At 35.1% G+C, this 17,828-nt stretch carries 12 protein-coding genes; 7 read left to right on the forward strand and 5 right to left on the reverse strand.

Annotation, left to right across the window (positions count from 1 at the left end; genetic code table 11):
• Positions 1–52: 52 nt before the first annotated feature.
• The 6 genes from B9T31_RS10985 to B9T31_RS11010 all read left to right on the forward strand — a co-directional run bounded on the left by B9T31_RS10985 (position 53) and on the right by B9T31_RS11010 (position 7,038).
• Complete coding sequence (locus B9T31_RS10985; RefSeq protein ID WP_086182005.1) at positions 53–2,275, forward strand: primosomal protein N'; 2,223 nt, start codon at positions 53–55, stop codon at positions 2,273–2,275.
• Positions 2,276–2,322: 47 nt separating this feature from the next.
• The gene (locus tag B9T31_RS10990; protein ID WP_086182006.1) at positions 2,323–4,170 is read left to right on the forward strand and encodes a monovalent cation:proton antiporter-2 (CPA2) family protein; all 1,848 of its coding nucleotides are present in this window, start codon (positions 2,323–2,325) and stop codon (positions 4,168–4,170) included.
• Between the two features lie 50 nt (positions 4,171–4,220).
• The gene (locus B9T31_RS10995; RefSeq protein WP_086182007.1) at positions 4,221–5,096 is read left to right on the forward strand and encodes an Hsp33 family molecular chaperone HslO; all 876 of its coding nucleotides are present in this window, start codon (positions 4,221–4,223) and stop codon (positions 5,094–5,096) included.
• 306 nt (positions 5,097–5,402) lie between these two features.
• Complete coding sequence (locus B9T31_RS11000; protein ID WP_086182008.1) at positions 5,403–6,353, forward strand: DnaJ C-terminal domain-containing protein; 951 nt, start codon at positions 5,403–5,405, stop codon at positions 6,351–6,353.
• Between the two features lie 10 nt (positions 6,354–6,363).
• A complete protein-coding gene (locus tag B9T31_RS11005) occupies positions 6,364–6,687 on the forward strand; it encodes a chaperone modulator CbpM (protein ID WP_086182009.1) in 324 nt (107 codons plus the stop codon).
• 90 nt (positions 6,688–6,777) lie between these two features.
• A complete protein-coding gene (locus B9T31_RS11010; RefSeq protein ID WP_086182010.1) occupies positions 6,778–7,038 on the forward strand; it encodes a YdcH family protein in 261 nt (86 codons plus the stop codon).
• 121 nt (positions 7,039–7,159) lie between these two features.
• Here the strand turns inward: B9T31_RS11010 and B9T31_RS11015 are convergent, their stop codons facing one another.
• The gene (locus B9T31_RS11015) at positions 7,160–8,395 is read right to left on the reverse strand and encodes a magnesium transporter CorA family protein (RefSeq protein WP_086182011.1); all 1,236 of its coding nucleotides are present in this window, start codon (positions 8,393–8,395) and stop codon (positions 7,160–7,162) included.
• Between the two features lie 277 nt (positions 8,396–8,672).
• Here B9T31_RS11015 and B9T31_RS11020 point away from each other — a divergent pair, with 277 nt between their 5' ends.
• Entirely contained in the window at positions 8,673–8,894 is a 222-nt protein-coding gene (locus B9T31_RS11020; protein ID WP_086182012.1) for a YdcH family protein, read from the forward strand.
• Between the two features lie 50 nt (positions 8,895–8,944).
• Here the strand turns inward: B9T31_RS11020 and pnp are convergent, their stop codons facing one another.
• From pnp to B9T31_RS11040, 4 genes are all read right to left on the reverse strand, one after another.
• Complete coding sequence (gene pnp, locus B9T31_RS11025; protein WP_171264742.1) at positions 8,945–11,035, reverse strand: polyribonucleotide nucleotidyltransferase; 2,091 nt, start codon at positions 11,033–11,035, stop codon at positions 8,945–8,947.
• 251 nt (positions 11,036–11,286) lie between these two features.
• A complete protein-coding gene (rpsO, locus tag B9T31_RS11030) occupies positions 11,287–11,556 on the reverse strand; it encodes a 30S ribosomal protein S15 (protein WP_086182014.1) in 270 nt (89 codons plus the stop codon).
• Between the two features lie 748 nt (positions 11,557–12,304).
• Entirely contained in the window at positions 12,305–14,065 is a 1,761-nt protein-coding gene (gene recD, locus B9T31_RS11035; protein WP_416202535.1) for an exodeoxyribonuclease V subunit alpha, read from the reverse strand.
• A 53-nt stretch (positions 14,066–14,118) separates the two neighbouring features.
• A complete protein-coding gene (locus B9T31_RS11040; protein ID WP_086182015.1) occupies positions 14,119–17,826 on the reverse strand; it encodes a UvrD-helicase domain-containing protein in 3,708 nt (1,235 codons plus the stop codon).
• Positions 17,827–17,828 lie beyond the last annotated feature (2 nt).

Below are 17,828 nucleotides of genomic sequence, written 5' to 3' on the forward strand. Positions count from 1 at the left end.
GCATTCTATTGCACGACGATATTTAGACAGGCCGAGGAGTTCCCACATCGCTATGCAAACTACCCAAGAACTCCCCACTACAAATTTTCGCATTCGTGTTGCAGTTCCTGTACATTTATTTGATACCTTCGATTATTTAGTCACTGAAGATCAATATCCTCAAATTCATGTTGGTGCGCGTGTTGCGATCTCTTTTGGTCGACAGAACTTAGTGGGAATTGTTGCCGAGAAACTCTCGCTTCACTCACCCATTAATAGTACTTTTAAACTCAAATATATTACTGAGTTGTTAGACCACGAGGCGATTCTAGATCATAAAGTTTTAAGTTTGTTGACATGGTCATCTTCGTATTACCAATTTCCAATTGGCGAAGTCATGCAAAGTGCCCTACCCACATTGCTGCGCCAAGGAAAGCCCGCAGATTTACTCACCAGAATGTGGGTTCTTCTTGATGAGCATGCTGAAAATAAAATCACAAGATCTGAAAAACAACAAGAAGCCTATAAAATTTTAAAATTACATCCTCAAGGTACAGCGGAAAATATTTTGAATTTAGCTGGTATAGAAACTGCAACATTAAAAGCGTTAGCAAAAAAAGAAATCTGTAAATGTGTTCAAGAAAAACAAGATCTTTCCCCCATCCCTGTAACTTTGGCTCAAATGCCCTTAACAGCAAATACAGATCAGAAAAAAGCCATTGAACATATTTTAAAAGCTCGAAATAAATATCAAGCATTTCTACTTGATGGATTAACTGGCAGTGGAAAAACTGAAGTCTATTTACAAGTGATGGAACAGGTACTAAAACAAGGTAAACAAGTTTTGGTTCTCGTGCCTGAAATTGGCTTAACCCCCCAAACGATTAGTCGATTTCAATCTCGCTTTCATTGCAACATTGTGCTGCTCCATTCTGGCTTGAATGATTCAAAGCGTTTACAAGCTTGGCAGTATGCAAAATCTGGTAAGGCTTCAATTATTTTAGGCACGCGTTCTGCAATTTACACACCACTTCCACATCTAGGTTTAATTATCTTAGATGAGGAACATGATCTTTCGTTTAAACAACAAGAAGGCTTTCGTTATCATGCGCGAGATGTTGCGCTTTATCGAGCACATTTAGAGCAATGTCCGATTATTCTAGGCTCAGCAACCCCAAGTATTGATTGTTATGCGCTTGTAGAACAAGGAAAATTAACCCGCTTGGAACTCAATCAGCGCGCTGGTTCAGCTGTTATGCCGAAGATGCATGTTTTAGATTTAAAAACCAATCAAAAACAATATGGAATCAGTCAACTGCTTATTAATGAGATTAAAAAACGATTAGAACATCAAGAACAAGTTTTAATTTTCTTAAATCGACGTGGTTATTCACCAGTTTTGATCTGTGAAAGTTGTGCATGGCAGGCAAAGTGCCCAAATTGTGATGCTAATTTTACCCTGCATCAGCAACCTTATCCTCATTTAAATTGTCATCATTGTGGAACAATTCATCGTAAACCAGAAACTTGCCCGCAGTGTCATCATCATGAACTCAAACCGATTGGAATGGGAACAGCTAAAGTCGAAGAACATCTCAATGAATTATTTCCGAATGTAGATATCGTTCGTGTTGATCGAGATTCAACAAGCCGAGTGGGGAGTTGGCAAAAAATTTATGATCGCATCCAAACGAGCAAACCAATTATTTTACTTGGTACACAAATGCTAGCCAAAGGGCATCATTTTCCTTATGTCACCTTAGTCGCAATTTTAGATATAGATGCAGGTTTACTGAGTGTAGATTTCAGAGCACCAGAACGAACAGCACAGCTCATTGTACAAGTCTCTGGACGAGCAGGTCGTGGTGAAAAAAAAGGGGATGTCTACCTGCAAACATTACGCCCAGATCACCCCTTATTAACCACCTTAGTCAATCATGATTATCGTGCCTTTGCGAAACAAACACTGAAAGAGCGCAAAGAAGCATTATTGCCCCCTTATCGTTATACTGCACTGATTCGTTGTGAATCTAAAAATCAGCAATTAAACCAAGATTTTTTACAACATCATGCACATGCTTTACGTCTTTCCTCTGAAAATTTAATTGATATTTGGGGACCAATTCCAGCACCTATGGAACGCAAAGCAGGTCGATATCAAGCACATATGGTTTTATTATCACAAGATAGAGCTAAATTACATTTTTATATTCGACAATGGTGGTTAAATATGTTGCATCAAAAGCCATCTAATATGAAACTAAGTTTAGACATAGATCCACAAGAATTAAGTTGAATAATTGATATTCCAAAATAACAAGGAAATTTTTAAGGACTCCGTACATGCCTTTACTGTTGCAAATCACAATTTTTCTTGGTGCTGCTTTGCTTCTTGTTCCTCTACTCAAGCGGTTTGGAATTGCTACAGTATTAGGCTATTTATTCACAGGTATATTACTGGGTCCCAGTGTATTTAATTTTGCAAGCAATCCGATAGAAATTCAAAAAATTTCCGAACTAGGTGTCATCTTATTAATGTTTCTCATTGGTTTAGAGCTCAGACCACAGCGTTTATGGGAAATGCGAAAATCTATATTTCTAATGGGTAGCCTACAAGTTGGTATTACAGCATTATTACTCATTATTTTAGTGTTCATTCTCTTACAACAAAGCATTGCATCTAGTATTGTTATTGGAAGTGCACTGGCCCTTTCCTCCACTGCATTTGTATTACAACTACTGACCGAAAAACAAGAACTCAATACGCACTATGGGCAACAGTCTTTTTCTATTTTACTGTTCCAAGACATTGCCGCTATCCCACTCATTGCCATGCTCCCCTTACTTGCTGGAGGTGCATCTGCTCATCATGGTATTGCTTACTTTGCTGCAATTATCGCTGCATTTACGGGGCTCTTTCTATTCAGTCGTTATCTGATACGACCTTTTTTTCGCTTTGTCGCAAAAAGTGGGGCGCATGAACTTATTACAGCCGTTGGGCTCTTTATTGTTCTTGGTGTTGTCATGCTGATGGATATTCTTGGCATTAGTACAACTCTTGGCGCATTTTTAACAGGCGTACTTCTTGCTGATTCTGAATTTAGACATGAACTTGAAGCCAGCATTGCGCCCTTTAAAGGCTTATTACTAGGTTTATTTTTCATGGCTGTGGGCATGACCACACAATTGAATTTATTGATTGAAATACCGTGGTTGATTATTGGAGGAACACTTGCTTTACTCACCATCAAAATGCTTGTGCTGACGGCTATTGCACGCTATATGCAGTTTTCTTGGCGTAATAGCTTATTGTTAGGCGCGTGTCTAGCTCAAGGTGGTGAATTCGCTTTTATCGTTCTAGCCGTTGCTAAAAGTGAAAATATTCTTAGCCAAACAATGCTTGAACCATTGGTTCTCATTGTGACACTTTCCATGGTGCTTACTCCATTACTCTATTGGATAAGCACAAAACTTATTCATATTTTTTTCAATCAAGAAAAAACTAAAAATAACGATGATATTCCCGAATCTGAAGCACATTATCCGCTCATTATTGCAGGATTTGGTCGTTTTGGACAAATTATCGCACGCGTTGCATATTTACAACATCTTAAATTTACGGCAATAGATAACAATTTAGAAAAAATCGATTTTGTACGAAATTATGGGGGGAAAGTCTACTATGGTGATGCAACACATCCCGATATTCTACGTTCTGCTGGAATTCAACAGGCTAAATTATTTGTACTAGCCATAGATGATATAGAAGATTGTATGAATGTTGCACGTCATATCAAACTCAATTATCCAGAACTCAAACTTTTGGTTCGAGCACGTGATCGTCATCATGTACACTTATTACGTGATCTTGGCATAGAATATATTTGGCGCGAAACTTATCTATCATCTTTAGGTATGGCATATCAAACTCTTTGCCAGTTAGGCATAAGCCCAGAAGATGTCTACAAAAGTATTGAGTTATTTCGAGATTATGATGAGAAACTCCTGGCAGAACAGCAGCTTGTTTATACAGATGAACAAAAAGTTTATACCACGTACCGCAATTCACTCGCAGAACTTGAACATCTTTTTGAAAGTGATGCCCAGCGACGCGATATACTCCCTGAAGTAGATTTAAAACGTCATTTAAACTCGCAACGAGTTGATATCGCACAAGATGAAATAAAATAACTTGTGTTTTATTAAACTACCACCATTTATACAGGGTTATGGAGAATTTTATGTCTGATTTACGCCAACGCTTTTTTATCGAAGATAGCCCTATTCGTGGTGAAGTCGTTCATTTAGAAGAAGCTTTACAAACTATTTTAGCACAACGAGATTATGTTCCTGCTGTAAAAATTCTATTAGGTGAAATGCTGAGCGCGACAGCCTTGCTTGCAAGTACACTTAAAATTAAAGGTCGAATTAGTTTACAAATTCAAGCCTCTGGCAGCTTTAAATGGGCAATGGCAGAATGTAACCACTTAGGCGAAGTTCGTGCTCTAGCAGACTATGAATTAGATACACGCTTTAATGAAGCACAAGACAGTAGCACGATTTTATCTACGCTACTTAGTCCAGTATTATTTATTAATATTGAACCAGAGTTTGGTGAACGTTATCAAGGAATCGTTCCCTTAGATCAACCTAACCTTGCTCGCTGCTTAATGCAATATTATGATTTATCAGCACAAATTCCAACACGTATTGTTTTAGCAAGCAATGAAAAAACAGCTGGTGGCCTATTAATTCAATTATTACCACGTAATAATGAAGAGGAACAGCAACGTGTTGATGAAGACTTATGGCCAAGATTGACCATGCTAACTGAAACACTAAAAGCCGATGAATTAACACAATTAGATGCAAATGAACTTTTATATCGTTTATATAATGAAGAAGAAGTTCGCTTACCAGAAATTGAAAAATTATCATTTGGTTGTACATGTTCGAAAGAACGCTGTGAAGCTGCTCTTAAACAGATTGGTGTTTCAGCTGTTCGCGAAACCTTAGAACATCAAAATCCTATTTCTATGGACTGCCAATTCTGTAATACACAATATCTGTTTACTGCTGAACAAGCTTTAGGCTTATTTGGCGAGCATTTAAGTTAAATAGTGCTCTAAAAAGGGATGGTTATCCCATCCTTTTTATTTATATTCTGATGTTTAAACCATTTTATAATTAAAAACTTTGATGCTTAAATATCTTATTTACCTTATATTTTAAAAATAAAAGAATTAACTTTCATTTTTATCATTTACTTTATGACTGATACTCTAGCCTGCATATTCTATAAATAAAATCATGAATAAATGTTACATTGTTATGATTCGAAAAAATAACTTACATAATGCTACTTTTTTATACAATCAATATGGTAATAATAAAGGAATACTTTATAAAATTATGATGTGGAAATGGCAAAAAATTTTTATGAAATTCTAGGTATCGATAAAAAAGCGACACCAGATCAAATTAAAAAAGCTTACCGCAAGCTAGCAAGAAAATATCATCCAGATATTAGCAAAGAAGCTGATGCTGAAGGAAAAATGCAAGAAATTAACGTTGCTTATGACACTTTAAGCAATGACGAAAAAAAAACACAATATGACTTTGAACTCGAAAATCCGAATGGATTTCAAAACTTTAATACAGGATCTCAACATTACTCTCAAAACACTCAAAATGATGGTCAATATCATGATTTTTCAGGTTTCGAAGATATTTTTGGGCGTTTTGGCGCAGGTTTTGGTGGTTCTAATTATGAGTATCAAAGAGGTCAAAGGCAACATCATCATCAAAGCTATAAAGGTGAAGATCAGCATGGTAGTTTAGACGTCGATTTAAATATTGCCTTCCACGGAGAAACGCAGCAAATTACCTTACAAATTCCAACAATGAATGCTTATGGTCAAGCAGAAGTTCAGCGTAAAACCTTAGAAGTTAAAATTCCTAAAGGAATGAAAGATGGGCAACAAATTCGCCTATCTGGACAAGGACAAGTTGGTATAAATGGTGGAGAAAATGGTGATTTATACATAAAAATTCATTATAAAAATAATGAAAAACTTCGTGTTGATGGTGCAGATATTTATTTGACATTAGATGTCACGCCCTGGGAAGCTACATTAGGTCAAAGTATTGAAATCAGCACACCTTCAGGAAGTAAATTACAAGTTAACTTACCTAAAAATAGTCAAACTGGACAGCAACTTCGACTTAAAGACAAAGGTATTCCAAATAAAATACCAGGAAATCTTTATTTAATTCTAAATATTGTGAATCCTCCTGCACATACAGATGCTGAACAAGCGGCTTATCAAGCATTTGCAGAAGCATTCACTCAATTTAAGCCTCGCCAATCTTAAGGAGCAAATCATGACTACCATTCATTATCGTGAAATTGTTTGTGGTGATTGTTTAGAAGCTCAAATCGTGGATGAAAATATTTCTTTCGATTTAACCCACTTTGCTGAAGCCTGTGGACAAAGTCCTGAATGGATTTTACAACTTCTCGAATATGATATTTTACCTCATCGCCCTGATGAACGCGTTCATCAATTTTTCGGCGATGACATTACACTTGCGCGCCGTGCTTACCGCTTACAACGAGATTTCAATGCAAGCTTAACAGCTGTAGCAATGATGCTCGATTTAATTGATGAAGTTCAACAATTACGCCGTCAGGTAAAGCATTTCTAACTCAAGCAGATTAAAAATCAAATTTCATATGTACTTAAACATGTGAAATTTGATGAATATAGTCCATTTTTTATGAGGAAAGTTACTCTAATGAAAATGAAAGATTGTAATAAAAAATATAAAAACATGTTCCCTGAATTTAAAGAAGTTATTGCTACTCTTCGGGAACAGAACCCACATTTTTCAAAAATGTTTGAGGATCATGCTGCTTTAGATAAAGAAATTAGTCTTTTAGAGCAGAATCTAGTAAATAAAATTAATGATGATATTGAACTATTAAAGCGGAAAAAACTGAGAATAAAAGATGAAATGTATAAGTTACTTAAACAAAGTGATGTTCGTACTGAGTAATAAAATGAAATCGATTAACCAACAAATATAACCTGAAAATACCATAACACCATCAATCTAATTGTATTTTCAGGTTCCATTATTTTAATTTCATACTTATCCACAGCATTTCATCCGTGTCTTATTTTTTCAATTTTCCTAATCCTTTTATAGTATCTTTCACTGTATGTTTTATTGGTTCATAGTCTAGAAATTTTAATAAATTTAAATGTTGATCTTTGTTCTGCTGTGCCAACATATCAATAACACTTTTTTCGCCTCGTCCAACCATATGTCGTCGATAAAAATAATAAATCAGGAGTAATGTTGTAATGAGCATTACGCCTAACATCATCCAAAAACCAGTTGGCGACCCTAAGCCTGGAATAAACTCAAAATTCATTCCATATATTCCTGTCAATAAGGTCAAAGGGGCAAATACAGCTGTAATAATCGCCAAGATTCTCATGTTCTCATTGGTTTGGTTCGCAATTGCTGAAAAATGTAAATCAATTGCTGACTGAATAGCACTACGTAAGCGTATGGTATGTTTTTGAATTCTTTCAATATGCCCACTTAAGTCATCCATCCGAACCAGCATAATATCTTGCTTTTCAGTTTTCTTTTTTCCCTTTAAATGAGGATAGTTATCTACAATTTCATCACGTAATTCTTGTAATGCACCAATTTGCTCTTCACATAAGTTTTCAACCTGTTGAAATGCCATATTTTCTTGTAATAACTGATGCCATTTTGTAAAACGACCATGCCCCTGTAACAATTCTTTTTGCCAAAATTCAACACGACGTGTTAAAGGCATGCGTAAATCTAAATATCCATCAATCATTCCATTGAGTAAACGCAATGCTAAATCTAGAGGAGAAATTGATAATTTCCGAGGTCTATTCTGTTCATCTAAAGCTTTTGTTGCTACAGCATTTAAACGTGAAATATTACTCTCAATAACATAGTTCCCCTTCTCTCGTACAGTGACAAGGACTTGAGGTGTCAATATAAAACTAATTGGTGTTGTTGCCAGACCAGACATATGCTCATAATATTCTGAAAGCCTATCTTCGACTTGAATTTGATCATCAGGTGTAACAAGTTTACGAAAAATTAATAGGTCATAATCATCTAATGTATCAAATGCGCAAGGGTGCTCTAGATTCAATACATCTTTCACATGATATTCGTTTAATGTTAATCCAGTTAAGTCATATATTTCTTGTTGCCATGACTCAATCCGATTCATCACATCATCACGAGTATAATCAACCCATATAAATTCAAACTCTTCTGTACTTTTTATTTCCGTATCAGCCAACACATATAATTGTGTAGAATCAACCTGTTGATAAAATTTATAAATTTGCATAATTGGGATACACGTTATTCATGATATAGTATTTCTAATGTATTTATTATAATCAATCTTTTTGATATTGTTGGTTATTAAACTGTATAAAAATATAATTAAAACAATATTATGCATTTAAATCCAAATCAATGAACTCAATAAAATACAACATAAATACATATTTTTTATAGATTAAAGTGTCTTTCATTCGATATGATTAATTTGTGTAGATTTCACATTAATTAGTCGCATTTTTATTTATAAATTTATTTTAATAATCAATATAGGTGATCACATGTTTCCAGAATATCGCACACTCATCAGTAAGCTTAAACAAGACAATGCCCATTTCTCCAAAATTTTTGAAGAACATAATGAACTTGACCATGAAATCATTCGCTTAGAACAAAATCCTGTCACCAGTAATGTTGCAGATATCGAGCTACTCAAAAAGAAAAAGTTAAAACTGAAAGATGAAATTTATGTGATGTTAAAACAAGCAGAAGATGCCTCTTAAGCATCTTCTTTGAGAAAAAAGCCCGTTTTAAACGGGCTTTTTTTATTTAATTATGATGTTTGTTCAACATCTTTCATTGATAATTTAATACGACCGCGGTTATCAACATCTGCAACCTGTACTTTCACTTCTTGGCCTTCTTTCAATACATCTGTAACGTTTGCAATACGTTCATTTGAAATTTGAGAGATATGAAGTAAACCATCAGTACCAGGCAGAATATTTACAAATGCACCGAATTCAACAATGCGAATAACTTTACCTTCATAAATTTTACCAGGTTCAACTTCGGCAGTTAATGCTTGAATTTTAGCAATGGCTGCCTGAGCTGCAGCTTTAGTTTCGCCAAATACACGAACTGTACCATTATCTTCAATATCAATTGCTGCTTTCGTTTCTTCAGTAATTTGACGAATAGTTGCACCGCCTTTACCAATAACATCACGAATTTTGTCAGGATTAATATTAATGACTTGGAATGTCGGTGCATGCATTGAAATTTCAGGACGAGCACGTGAAATGACTTGATTCATCGCATTTAAAATGTGCATACGACCTGCATATGCTTGATTTAATGCAGCTTCCATAATTTCTTCAGTGATACCTTCAATTTTGATATCCATTTGAAGTGCAGTAATACCATTTGCAGAACCAGCAACTTTAAAGTCCATATCACCTAAATGATCTTCATCACCTAAGATATCTGAAAGCACAGCAAAACGTTCACCTTCTTTCACTAAGCCCATTGCAATACCTGCAACTGGAGCTTTCAGTGGAACACCTGCATCCATCAATGACAAAGATGCGCCACATACAGAAGCCATTGAAGATGAACCATTAGATTCAGTAATGTCAGACACGATACGAATCACATATGGGAAACGATCTGCTGCGGGTAACACCGCTTGAACACCACGACGCGCTAGACGACCATGACCAATTTCACGACGTTTAGGACCAGATTCACGTCCAGTTTCACCTACAGAATACGCAGGGAAATTATAATGAAGCATGAAATTATCAGTCTTCGTTCCAGCTAATGTATCAACCATTAACGCATCACGAGTATTACCCAACGTTGTTGTTACTAACGCTTGTGTTTCACCACGTGTGAATAATGAAGAACCATGTGCACGGTCTAATACGCCCACTTGAACATCAAGTGCACGAACTGTTTTCGTATCACGACCATCAATACGTGGTTTACCTGAAAGAATATTATCGCGAACTGTACGATACTTAAGATCTTCAAATAATTCGTTCACTTCATCAGCAATACCTGATTCATCATTTTCTGGAACGAATTGTGCAACAGCTTCTGCATAAAGTGCATCCAATGCTGCATAACGATCTTGCTTCACTGCAATAGTATACGCTTCAGAAATTTTTGCTTCGAAAACGTCTTTTAACTTACCAAGAAGCTCTTCGTTTTTCGTTGGTGCAACCCAAGTAGACTCAACAGCACCAGCAGCTGTTGCAAATTCTTTAATCGCCTGAATTGCAATTTGCATTTCATCATGACCGAAAAGCACAGCACCTAACATTTGGTCTTCTGAAAGTTCTTTCGCTTCAGATTCAACCATAAGCACAGCAGTTTCAGTACCAGCAACAACAAGATCAAGATCTGATGCTGCTAACTGTTCATGACTTGGATTTAGAATATATTCACCATTAATCAAACCAACACGCGCGCCACCAATAGGTCCACGGAAAGGTGTACCTGAAATTGCAAGTGCAGCTGAAGTACCAAGCATTGCAGCAATATCAGCATCCATGGTTTTATCAGAGGATACAACTGATGCAGTTACTTGCACTTCGTTATAATAACCTTCAGGGAATAATGGGCGAATAGGACGATCAATTAAACGTGAAATTAAAGTTTCAGCTTCTGAAGCACGACCTTCACGCTTACCATAACCACCTGGAATACGTCCTGCAGCATATTGTTTTTCTTGATAATTAACAGTAAGAGGGAAAAAATCTTGACCCGCTTTTGCAGTAGGTTGAGCAACAACAGCAACCAATACCGTTACGCCACCCATCGTCACGACAACAGTTTTCGCTTGACGAGCAACACGACCTGTTTCTAATACAACATTATACTGACCATATTGAAATTCTTTACGAATAATATTAAACATTGACATGTATATTTTTTTCCTAATTATATTCTAGTGGAGACCCCTAAGGTTTAGCATTCACTAGCCCATATAGATGGGCATAAATGACAAAACTTAGAAGCCGACCTCACTAGAAAGACGATTTATAAACACAAAGAAGGAGCGAATCATCGCCCCTTCCAATTATCTAGTGAAGAAAACTAGATAATCTTTTCTTTCCGGCAATATAGCATTCAGCATGCAATACTTCGAAAATAAAAGTTTTAATCGAATTAACGACGTAAACCTAATGCACCGATCAATGCTGTGTAACGGCCATGATCTTTACCATTTAAGTAGTCTAATAATTTACGACGTTGGTTAACCATACGGATAAGACCGCGACGGCTATGATGGTCGTGTTTATGCTCTTTAAAGTGACCTTGTAAGTCATTAATTTGAGCAGTTAAAAGTGCTACTTGAACTTCTGGTGAACCAGTGTCATTTTCAACACGTGCGAACTTAGCAATGATCTCTGCGCGATCTGCGTTTGTTAAAGCCATTCGATTTCTCCGAGATGCTTATATATAAATTGCGATATTGATCAATTGGAATACAATTGACTGCCGTGCATCACTACAGCAAGTTCAATATTTTAAGGGAAAAGAGTACGAATTGCAAAAAAGAAATCCAATAACAGTTTCATAATTTAACGTCATTCTCGTTAGAGAGAATGGAATATTTAAAATTAATCCATTCTTATCTCAATTCTTATTAATTTTAAAAATTTTCACCTAACATAAATAAGGGCAACTTAAATTATTTTAAGTTGCCCGAATGCGCTGCTGGTTTATTTTTATTATTTTATTATTATGATTATTTAGCATTTTATATGCTCATTATTATACAACAGTCCATGTATCTAATTTCACGTCCTTGTATACATATATTTACATAGTATTTTACTTTTAAAAACAACCATTTTCGTACTTTCTTGTAGGACTTTTTACACAATGAAACAATACAAATAACACAATATTTAATAAAATTTAATCAATAAAAAAGCCTTGTAGTCTCTCCCAAAACTACAAGGCTTAGCGGCTGTAATTTCCTCTATAACTTACGTCACTGTAAGCTCGCTGTCATACAACTTGATTTTATAATTATACGATTATACCCAGCATTCCTTGCCAGATTATTTTATAAATCTATCTTCTCAAATGTAGAACACCTCGCCTATGCGCAAATTTCCTTAATCTTTGTAAGCAATTTCCTACAAAGACCTCTATTTATTTAAATAAACTTCTAAAATCATAATAATTTTGTAATTTTAGTTAATAAGCCACTTTTTCTCACAGTTTTAATGGTCAATGCTTGTTCAAATGCAGTTTTATCGACCAATAAGCTGACAACTGATTTTGCACGTGTGATTGCTGTATAAATAAGCTCTTTACTTAATAAGTTAGTTGCCATTTTATCTAGAACAACAGCAGTATGCTTAAACTCAGACCCTTGAGATTTATGTATGGTCAAAACAAAAGCCGTTTCAATATTATTCGGAAGTCGATTTGCTAAAACCCATTTCTCTAAACTTGGGAAGTAAACCTCGAAAGGTATTAAATCACTTAAACCACGCTTGAAACAAATACCAATATCACCATTTGACAAACCTAATTGATAGTCATTATAGCTCATCATTACAGGGCGTCCAATGTACCAATCACCTTGCTTAATTTGTCGAGTTTTATTTAAAAAACGCTGTTCAATTTGACCATTTAAAGTGATTAACCCAAAATAAGAATAACGTATCGCTGTTAAAATTCGGTATTGATCAAAGGCATATACGACATTTAAAACTAAATCATGAGAAAATTCACTTTCCTCAAATTGTTGAATAACTTGAGTATAATTTTGAAAACCTAAAAATAGTTGATCATAATAATGGGTTAAATCTATAAAAGATGAAATATCTTCAGGTAAATATTCCAGCTGTAGTACATCTGACATCTCTGAACTTAACAACACATCTTGTAACTGACTTGCAGAAACAATATTTTGTTCAAAATCAGTTAAAACATGGGTGAGATCATGTTCTTTTTGAATAAATTTAGCCATCTCACCAATTAAAGCACCTTCTTTAAATCGACGACTTTTCACCAAATTCATTCGGTTCGCACTCAATACATTCATACTTTGTAAATCAGCTAAAATGTTACCAACTTCAACAGATGCAAGTTGTTGCGCATCTCCCAATAAAATCAAGCGTGCTTGATCTGGAATTGCGCAAAATAACATTGTTGCTAAATTTAAATCTAGCATTGATGCTTCATCCACAACAATCAAATCGTAGGGCAAAGGTTGTTTTGCACTAAATTTTGGTGTGTATGTATGCCCTAAACCTAATAGACGATGAATAGTAATGGGAGTGATTTCTTTTAAATCTTTATTCAAATAAGGTTCTAATTTAGGATCACTAAAAGAATTTTGTAATGCTTCTTTCATTCGCTGTGCAGCTTTACCAGTGGGTGCAGCCATCGCAATCCGTAAGTTTGGCTCTGCGCGATTAAGCACGGCAATAATGCGCGCCAATGTATATGTTTTACCCGTACCAGGTCCACCTGTAATAATGCTTAAACTATTTTTAACAACCGTATCTAAAGCTTGTTTTTGATGATGATCAGAAAATAATTCTTCACTGACCATGAAAGGAATTGAAGGAATATTCTGTTGCTTTAAACGAACAATCTGCTCAACCAAGGCTCGTTCTAAGGCCCAATAACGATATAAATAAAGATAGTTTTGATCATAAACAAAAGGGGCAACTTGTTGAGGTGAAACCTGTTTCTCTTCTAAAACTAAATTCCCTAAATAATCAATAGCCTCTAAATCAGCATCAATACAGCTATCACCTCGTGTTGTTGCTTCTAAAATTCGTTGCATGACATTTACAGATTGTTCATCTAATGTTCCTGCCGTATATGGTTTTTGATTGAGATAATTACTCCAAATACCAAACCATTCTGTAGATAGGCTTTCAGGTTGTTGCTTTAACGTTGTTCTCAGCTTTTCCACACATTTATCCTCAAAGTTATCCACAGACTAATTGATTGTATTTCTAATAGAAATTAGATTAATAAGGCTCTATCGATCTTTTGATCAAGAGCAAAATGCCCTAAAAGTGCATCCAGTCGTAAAATAAACTCCTCTTCAGGTTTCCAAAAATGATAACCATGAGATGTTTGACCATTCATTCCTCTTAAATATAGATATGAAGCTCCACCTAAATTAGTGTAAATATCATAATTTTCTAGTTGCACCGTTAAATAGCGATGTAAAGCAACTAAATAAAGCCCAGCTTGAAGCCAATAACTCGACTGAGACATATTTTCTTTAATTTTTTCTGGAAGATAGTGCCGATGATCTGTTCCTAAAAAGTTACTTTTATAATCTGCAATGTGATAACGCTGTCCATCAAAATAAACCAAATCGATAGAGCCTGTTAAATATCGTGCAGAATTTGCTTCGTTTAAATCAAGAATATGTATTCCGTAATCAGCAAAAAGCTGCTGAATTCGCTTCGTTGAAAGTACATGATCAGCCAAAGACAAATAGAATGGAAACTCAACCAAATGCTGTTCTATTTTGAGTTGTTTTAACTGGAAATTATTATGCAAAGGAGTTGCTAAAATCTCTTGTAACCAATGTATAACCAATTCTATGAGCTGCTTTTCGTTATGGTCTGGAAAATCTTGATTAAACTTTTCAAGTAATTCTGCCCATAAACTTGGATAATCATTTTTAAATCGACGATGAATTTCCAGATGCCACAATGATGTGTCTTGAAAATCAATATGCTCAAAAATTTCATGTAAGAAATTTCCAGCAACGGTGCCCATTGGAAACTTATATTTAATCCAATCTATAGCTTGATCAAGCTGGTCATCTTGCACAATCACATGATGTATCTCATCTTCTGCACTTTCAAATTTTTCAATTTGAGCCGTTAAAGCATCACTGGCTTGTTTACGACTTAAATGCTGTGAAAGCGCACTAAAGCTAGTTTTTGAACGTGGATAAAATCGCTGTTGTGGAAATGCTAATACATAAAGTTGTTGATACTCCGTTTGTTTAAATTTCAAAGCCATTGGACATTCTTTTAATGGAGCCTCATCAGTACTATATATATGCTGAAAAACTTGATCTCCTTGCCCTCGCCAAAAAGCCAAAGCTGTATCTGATTTTCCATCTAAATCACTGAGCATTGCATATACACGATAGCTTGCACGAGTAAGCGCGACATACCAAAGTCTATGCTGTTCTGCTTCAGCACGTTGTTGATGTTGCTGCTGTGCGACATCTGATATGAGTGTTTTATCATTGACTGCAACCACTCGATATTGTTCTTCTTGCTTTGTGACAGGATTAATTGCTACTTCTGTAGAAAAATTTAATGTTTTTCCTATTTCCTTAAAGCTTTTATCTGCACCTAATAAAAACACAATTTTATATTCTAGTCCTTTAGATTGATGAATTGTCATCAATTGAATACCAGCTTCATTAGATAGCTTCCGCTCTAATTCCCATTCTCTTTCACTTGGAAATTCTAATTGTTTTAAATACCAATGAAATAAAGTTTGCGCACCTTGATATTGTTCACTATGTTGACTCAAGACTTCAGTTAAGTGCCGTAAATTGACAACTGCTCGCTCATTATCTCGACTTTGATTTGCAACTATATTTTCCCAAACATGAAATAAATTTAATGCAAATTGCCATGCCGTTAAAAATCCTTTTTCTAACCATATTTCACGTATTTGATCAAAATCTGAAATAAATTGACTTAATCCTTCTGTTCTATTTTCTAATTCAATCAATTGTTTTAAATCAAAATTTAATAATCGGCTTAATAATGCCCGTTTAATTTTGGCTTCATCATAAGGACTCATGATTGCTGTTAAAAGTGCACCAATATCTTTTGCAATTTGACTATCGAAAATACTTTTTTTCGAAGGACGATTGACTCGAATCCCTAAGCGTTCCAATTCATATTGTACTTTATCTAGACCATCATGATTTTTAGATAAAACAGCAATATCGTCTTCAATAATTGCATGTTTTACCTCTTCTTTTTCTAGATATAACGTGCCCTCTATGCTTTGATTTATTAAATCACGAATTTTCCACGCAACTTGAAGTGCTTCATCCGATTTATTTTCCAACATAAGCCAACGTAATGGCAGGTGATTTTCTCCCTGCACATCAACTAATGGTGCATGTTGTCGTCCTGCTTCAACAGGTTGATAAAAAACATCCTCACCAAAATCGACTTTCCGTTGAAATAAAGCATCGACAACTTCAACCAGTTTTTCTGTCGATCGATGATTATATTTTAAACTATATTGTTGCCCATTTTTTACAAGTACATCTATTCTCGCTTTATTATACGTCAGCATATCACCACCACGAAAACCATAGATAGCTTGCTTGGGGTCACCGACCATGATCATACAACCTGCCATATAGCGCAGGGGGTCACGCCAAATACGTGCCAACATATCATCTTGATCTTGATTTGTATCTTGAAACTCATCAACTAAAATCAGTGGATATTTAGCCTGAACAAACTGAGCAAAGCGCTGTCCTTGAGTACCTTTTAGCGCTTCTGAAAGTGTTCTAATTTGTTGTGAAAATGTGGTTTCACCTTTTTGTTGTAATAATTGAGGTAAGCGTTTTTTGACGTGTTGCCCCAAATAAAATTTTAAGTAAGAATCAAGTAAATCTAGATCATTTTCTAACTGCTGTAACTTTTCAAAGAAGTTTCTTAATGCCGTAATGATTATATTTTGATTAAACTGATTTAATACATCATCAGCACATTTATTTAAAACTTTCTTCGTGCTTATCTCCGTGAGCTGTTTCAGTGTTGTGGCAAAATGTGATGCGAACAATGCATAACTACGCTGGGTTTTTAAAGCACTCAACCAATGGGGTAAATCTTGAGTTAAAACATGTTGAATTACATTATTTGATCGCCACTTTTTAGCAATAATTGAGTTATAACGTCCATTTTCTAAATAATATTCACTCAAGCTTTCTAAATGAGTTAAATCAAGTTCTAGCAATTCATCAATTGCAGCCTCAAATTGATCTAAGTTTAATTGAGGCGTTTGAATCTCCTGAAAATGAGCAGAGGAGAAATTCAGCGTATTTTCCACAATACCAATATATTGATCAACCGATTTTAGTTTTTGTTGAAGCAATAAATAATTCACTATATTTTGTGGCTGTGCCTGAATCCAGCCTCTTAATACATCATGAATTAACTGATAAGTATAACTTTTTGCATCATCTGTAATTTCAGCGAGTTCTATTTTCCCACTTTCAAAACTAAATTCACGTAAAATTTTCTGACTAAAACTATCTAAAGTTCCAACAAACAATTCATCTAGCTGATCTAGAACTAGTTTTAATCGCTCTTTTGCATAGTCAACTCGATGAATATAATCATGCAATATTTTTTTGAATAATGGATCTTTTTCGTGTGCAATATGTTGCTGAATATCAGTTTCGGTTTTATCTTGAAAAGCATCTAAAAAATTTAACGTTTCAACTAAACGTAAGCGAATTCGAACTTTCAATTCTGCAGCCGCCGCACGTGTAAAAGTGGTAGCAATGACCTGACTGGGTAAATATTGACTTAAAAAAATTCGAATCATCAAACTGGAAAGTGTATATGTTTTCCCAGTTCCTGCAGATGCTTCAATCCAGTGTAAACCTTCAAATTGCATGTCCTGAATAGGATCAAATGAAATAGCTTGATGATTAATCGTCATGG

Source organism: Acinetobacter sp. ANC 4558, assembly GCF_002135375.1.
Classification (GTDB): domain Bacteria; phylum Pseudomonadota; class Gammaproteobacteria; order Pseudomonadales; family Moraxellaceae; genus Acinetobacter.

What these genes read in the sequence shown, in the direction of transcription:
- B9T31_RS10990 (WP_086182006.1), top strand. Translation starts at nt 2,323, where the DNA reads ATGCCTTTACTGTTGCAAATCACAATTTTTCTTGGTGCTGCTTTGCTT.
- B9T31_RS10985 (WP_086182005.1), top strand. Translation starts at nt 53, where the DNA reads ATGCAAACTACCCAAGAACTCCCCACTACAAATTTTCGCATTCGTGTT.
- B9T31_RS11005 (WP_086182009.1), top strand. Translation starts at nt 6,364, where the DNA reads ATGACTACCATTCATTATCGTGAAATTGTTTGTGGTGATTGTTTAGAA.
- rpsO (WP_086182014.1), bottom strand. Translation starts at nt 11,556, where the DNA reads ATGGCTTTAACAAACGCAGATCGCGCAGAGATCATTGCTAAGTTCGCA.
- B9T31_RS11010 (WP_086182010.1), top strand. Translation starts at nt 6,778, where the DNA reads ATGAAAATGAAAGATTGTAATAAAAAATATAAAAACATGTTCCCTGAA.
- B9T31_RS11040 (WP_086182015.1), bottom strand. Translation starts at nt 17,826, where the DNA reads ATGACGATTAATCATCAAGCTATTTCATTTGATCCTATTCAGGACATG.
- pnp (WP_171264742.1), bottom strand. Translation starts at nt 11,035, where the DNA reads ATGTTTAATATTATTCGTAAAGAATTTCAATATGGTCAGTATAATGTT.
- B9T31_RS11000 (WP_086182008.1), top strand. Translation starts at nt 5,403, where the DNA reads ATGGCAAAAAATTTTTATGAAATTCTAGGTATCGATAAAAAAGCGACA.
- B9T31_RS11020 (WP_086182012.1), top strand. Translation starts at nt 8,673, where the DNA reads ATGTTTCCAGAATATCGCACACTCATCAGTAAGCTTAAACAAGACAAT.
- B9T31_RS11015 (WP_086182011.1), bottom strand. Translation starts at nt 8,395, where the DNA reads ATGCAAATTTATAAATTTTATCAACAGGTTGATTCTACACAATTATAT.
- B9T31_RS10995 (WP_086182007.1), top strand. Translation starts at nt 4,221, where the DNA reads ATGTCTGATTTACGCCAACGCTTTTTTATCGAAGATAGCCCTATTCGT.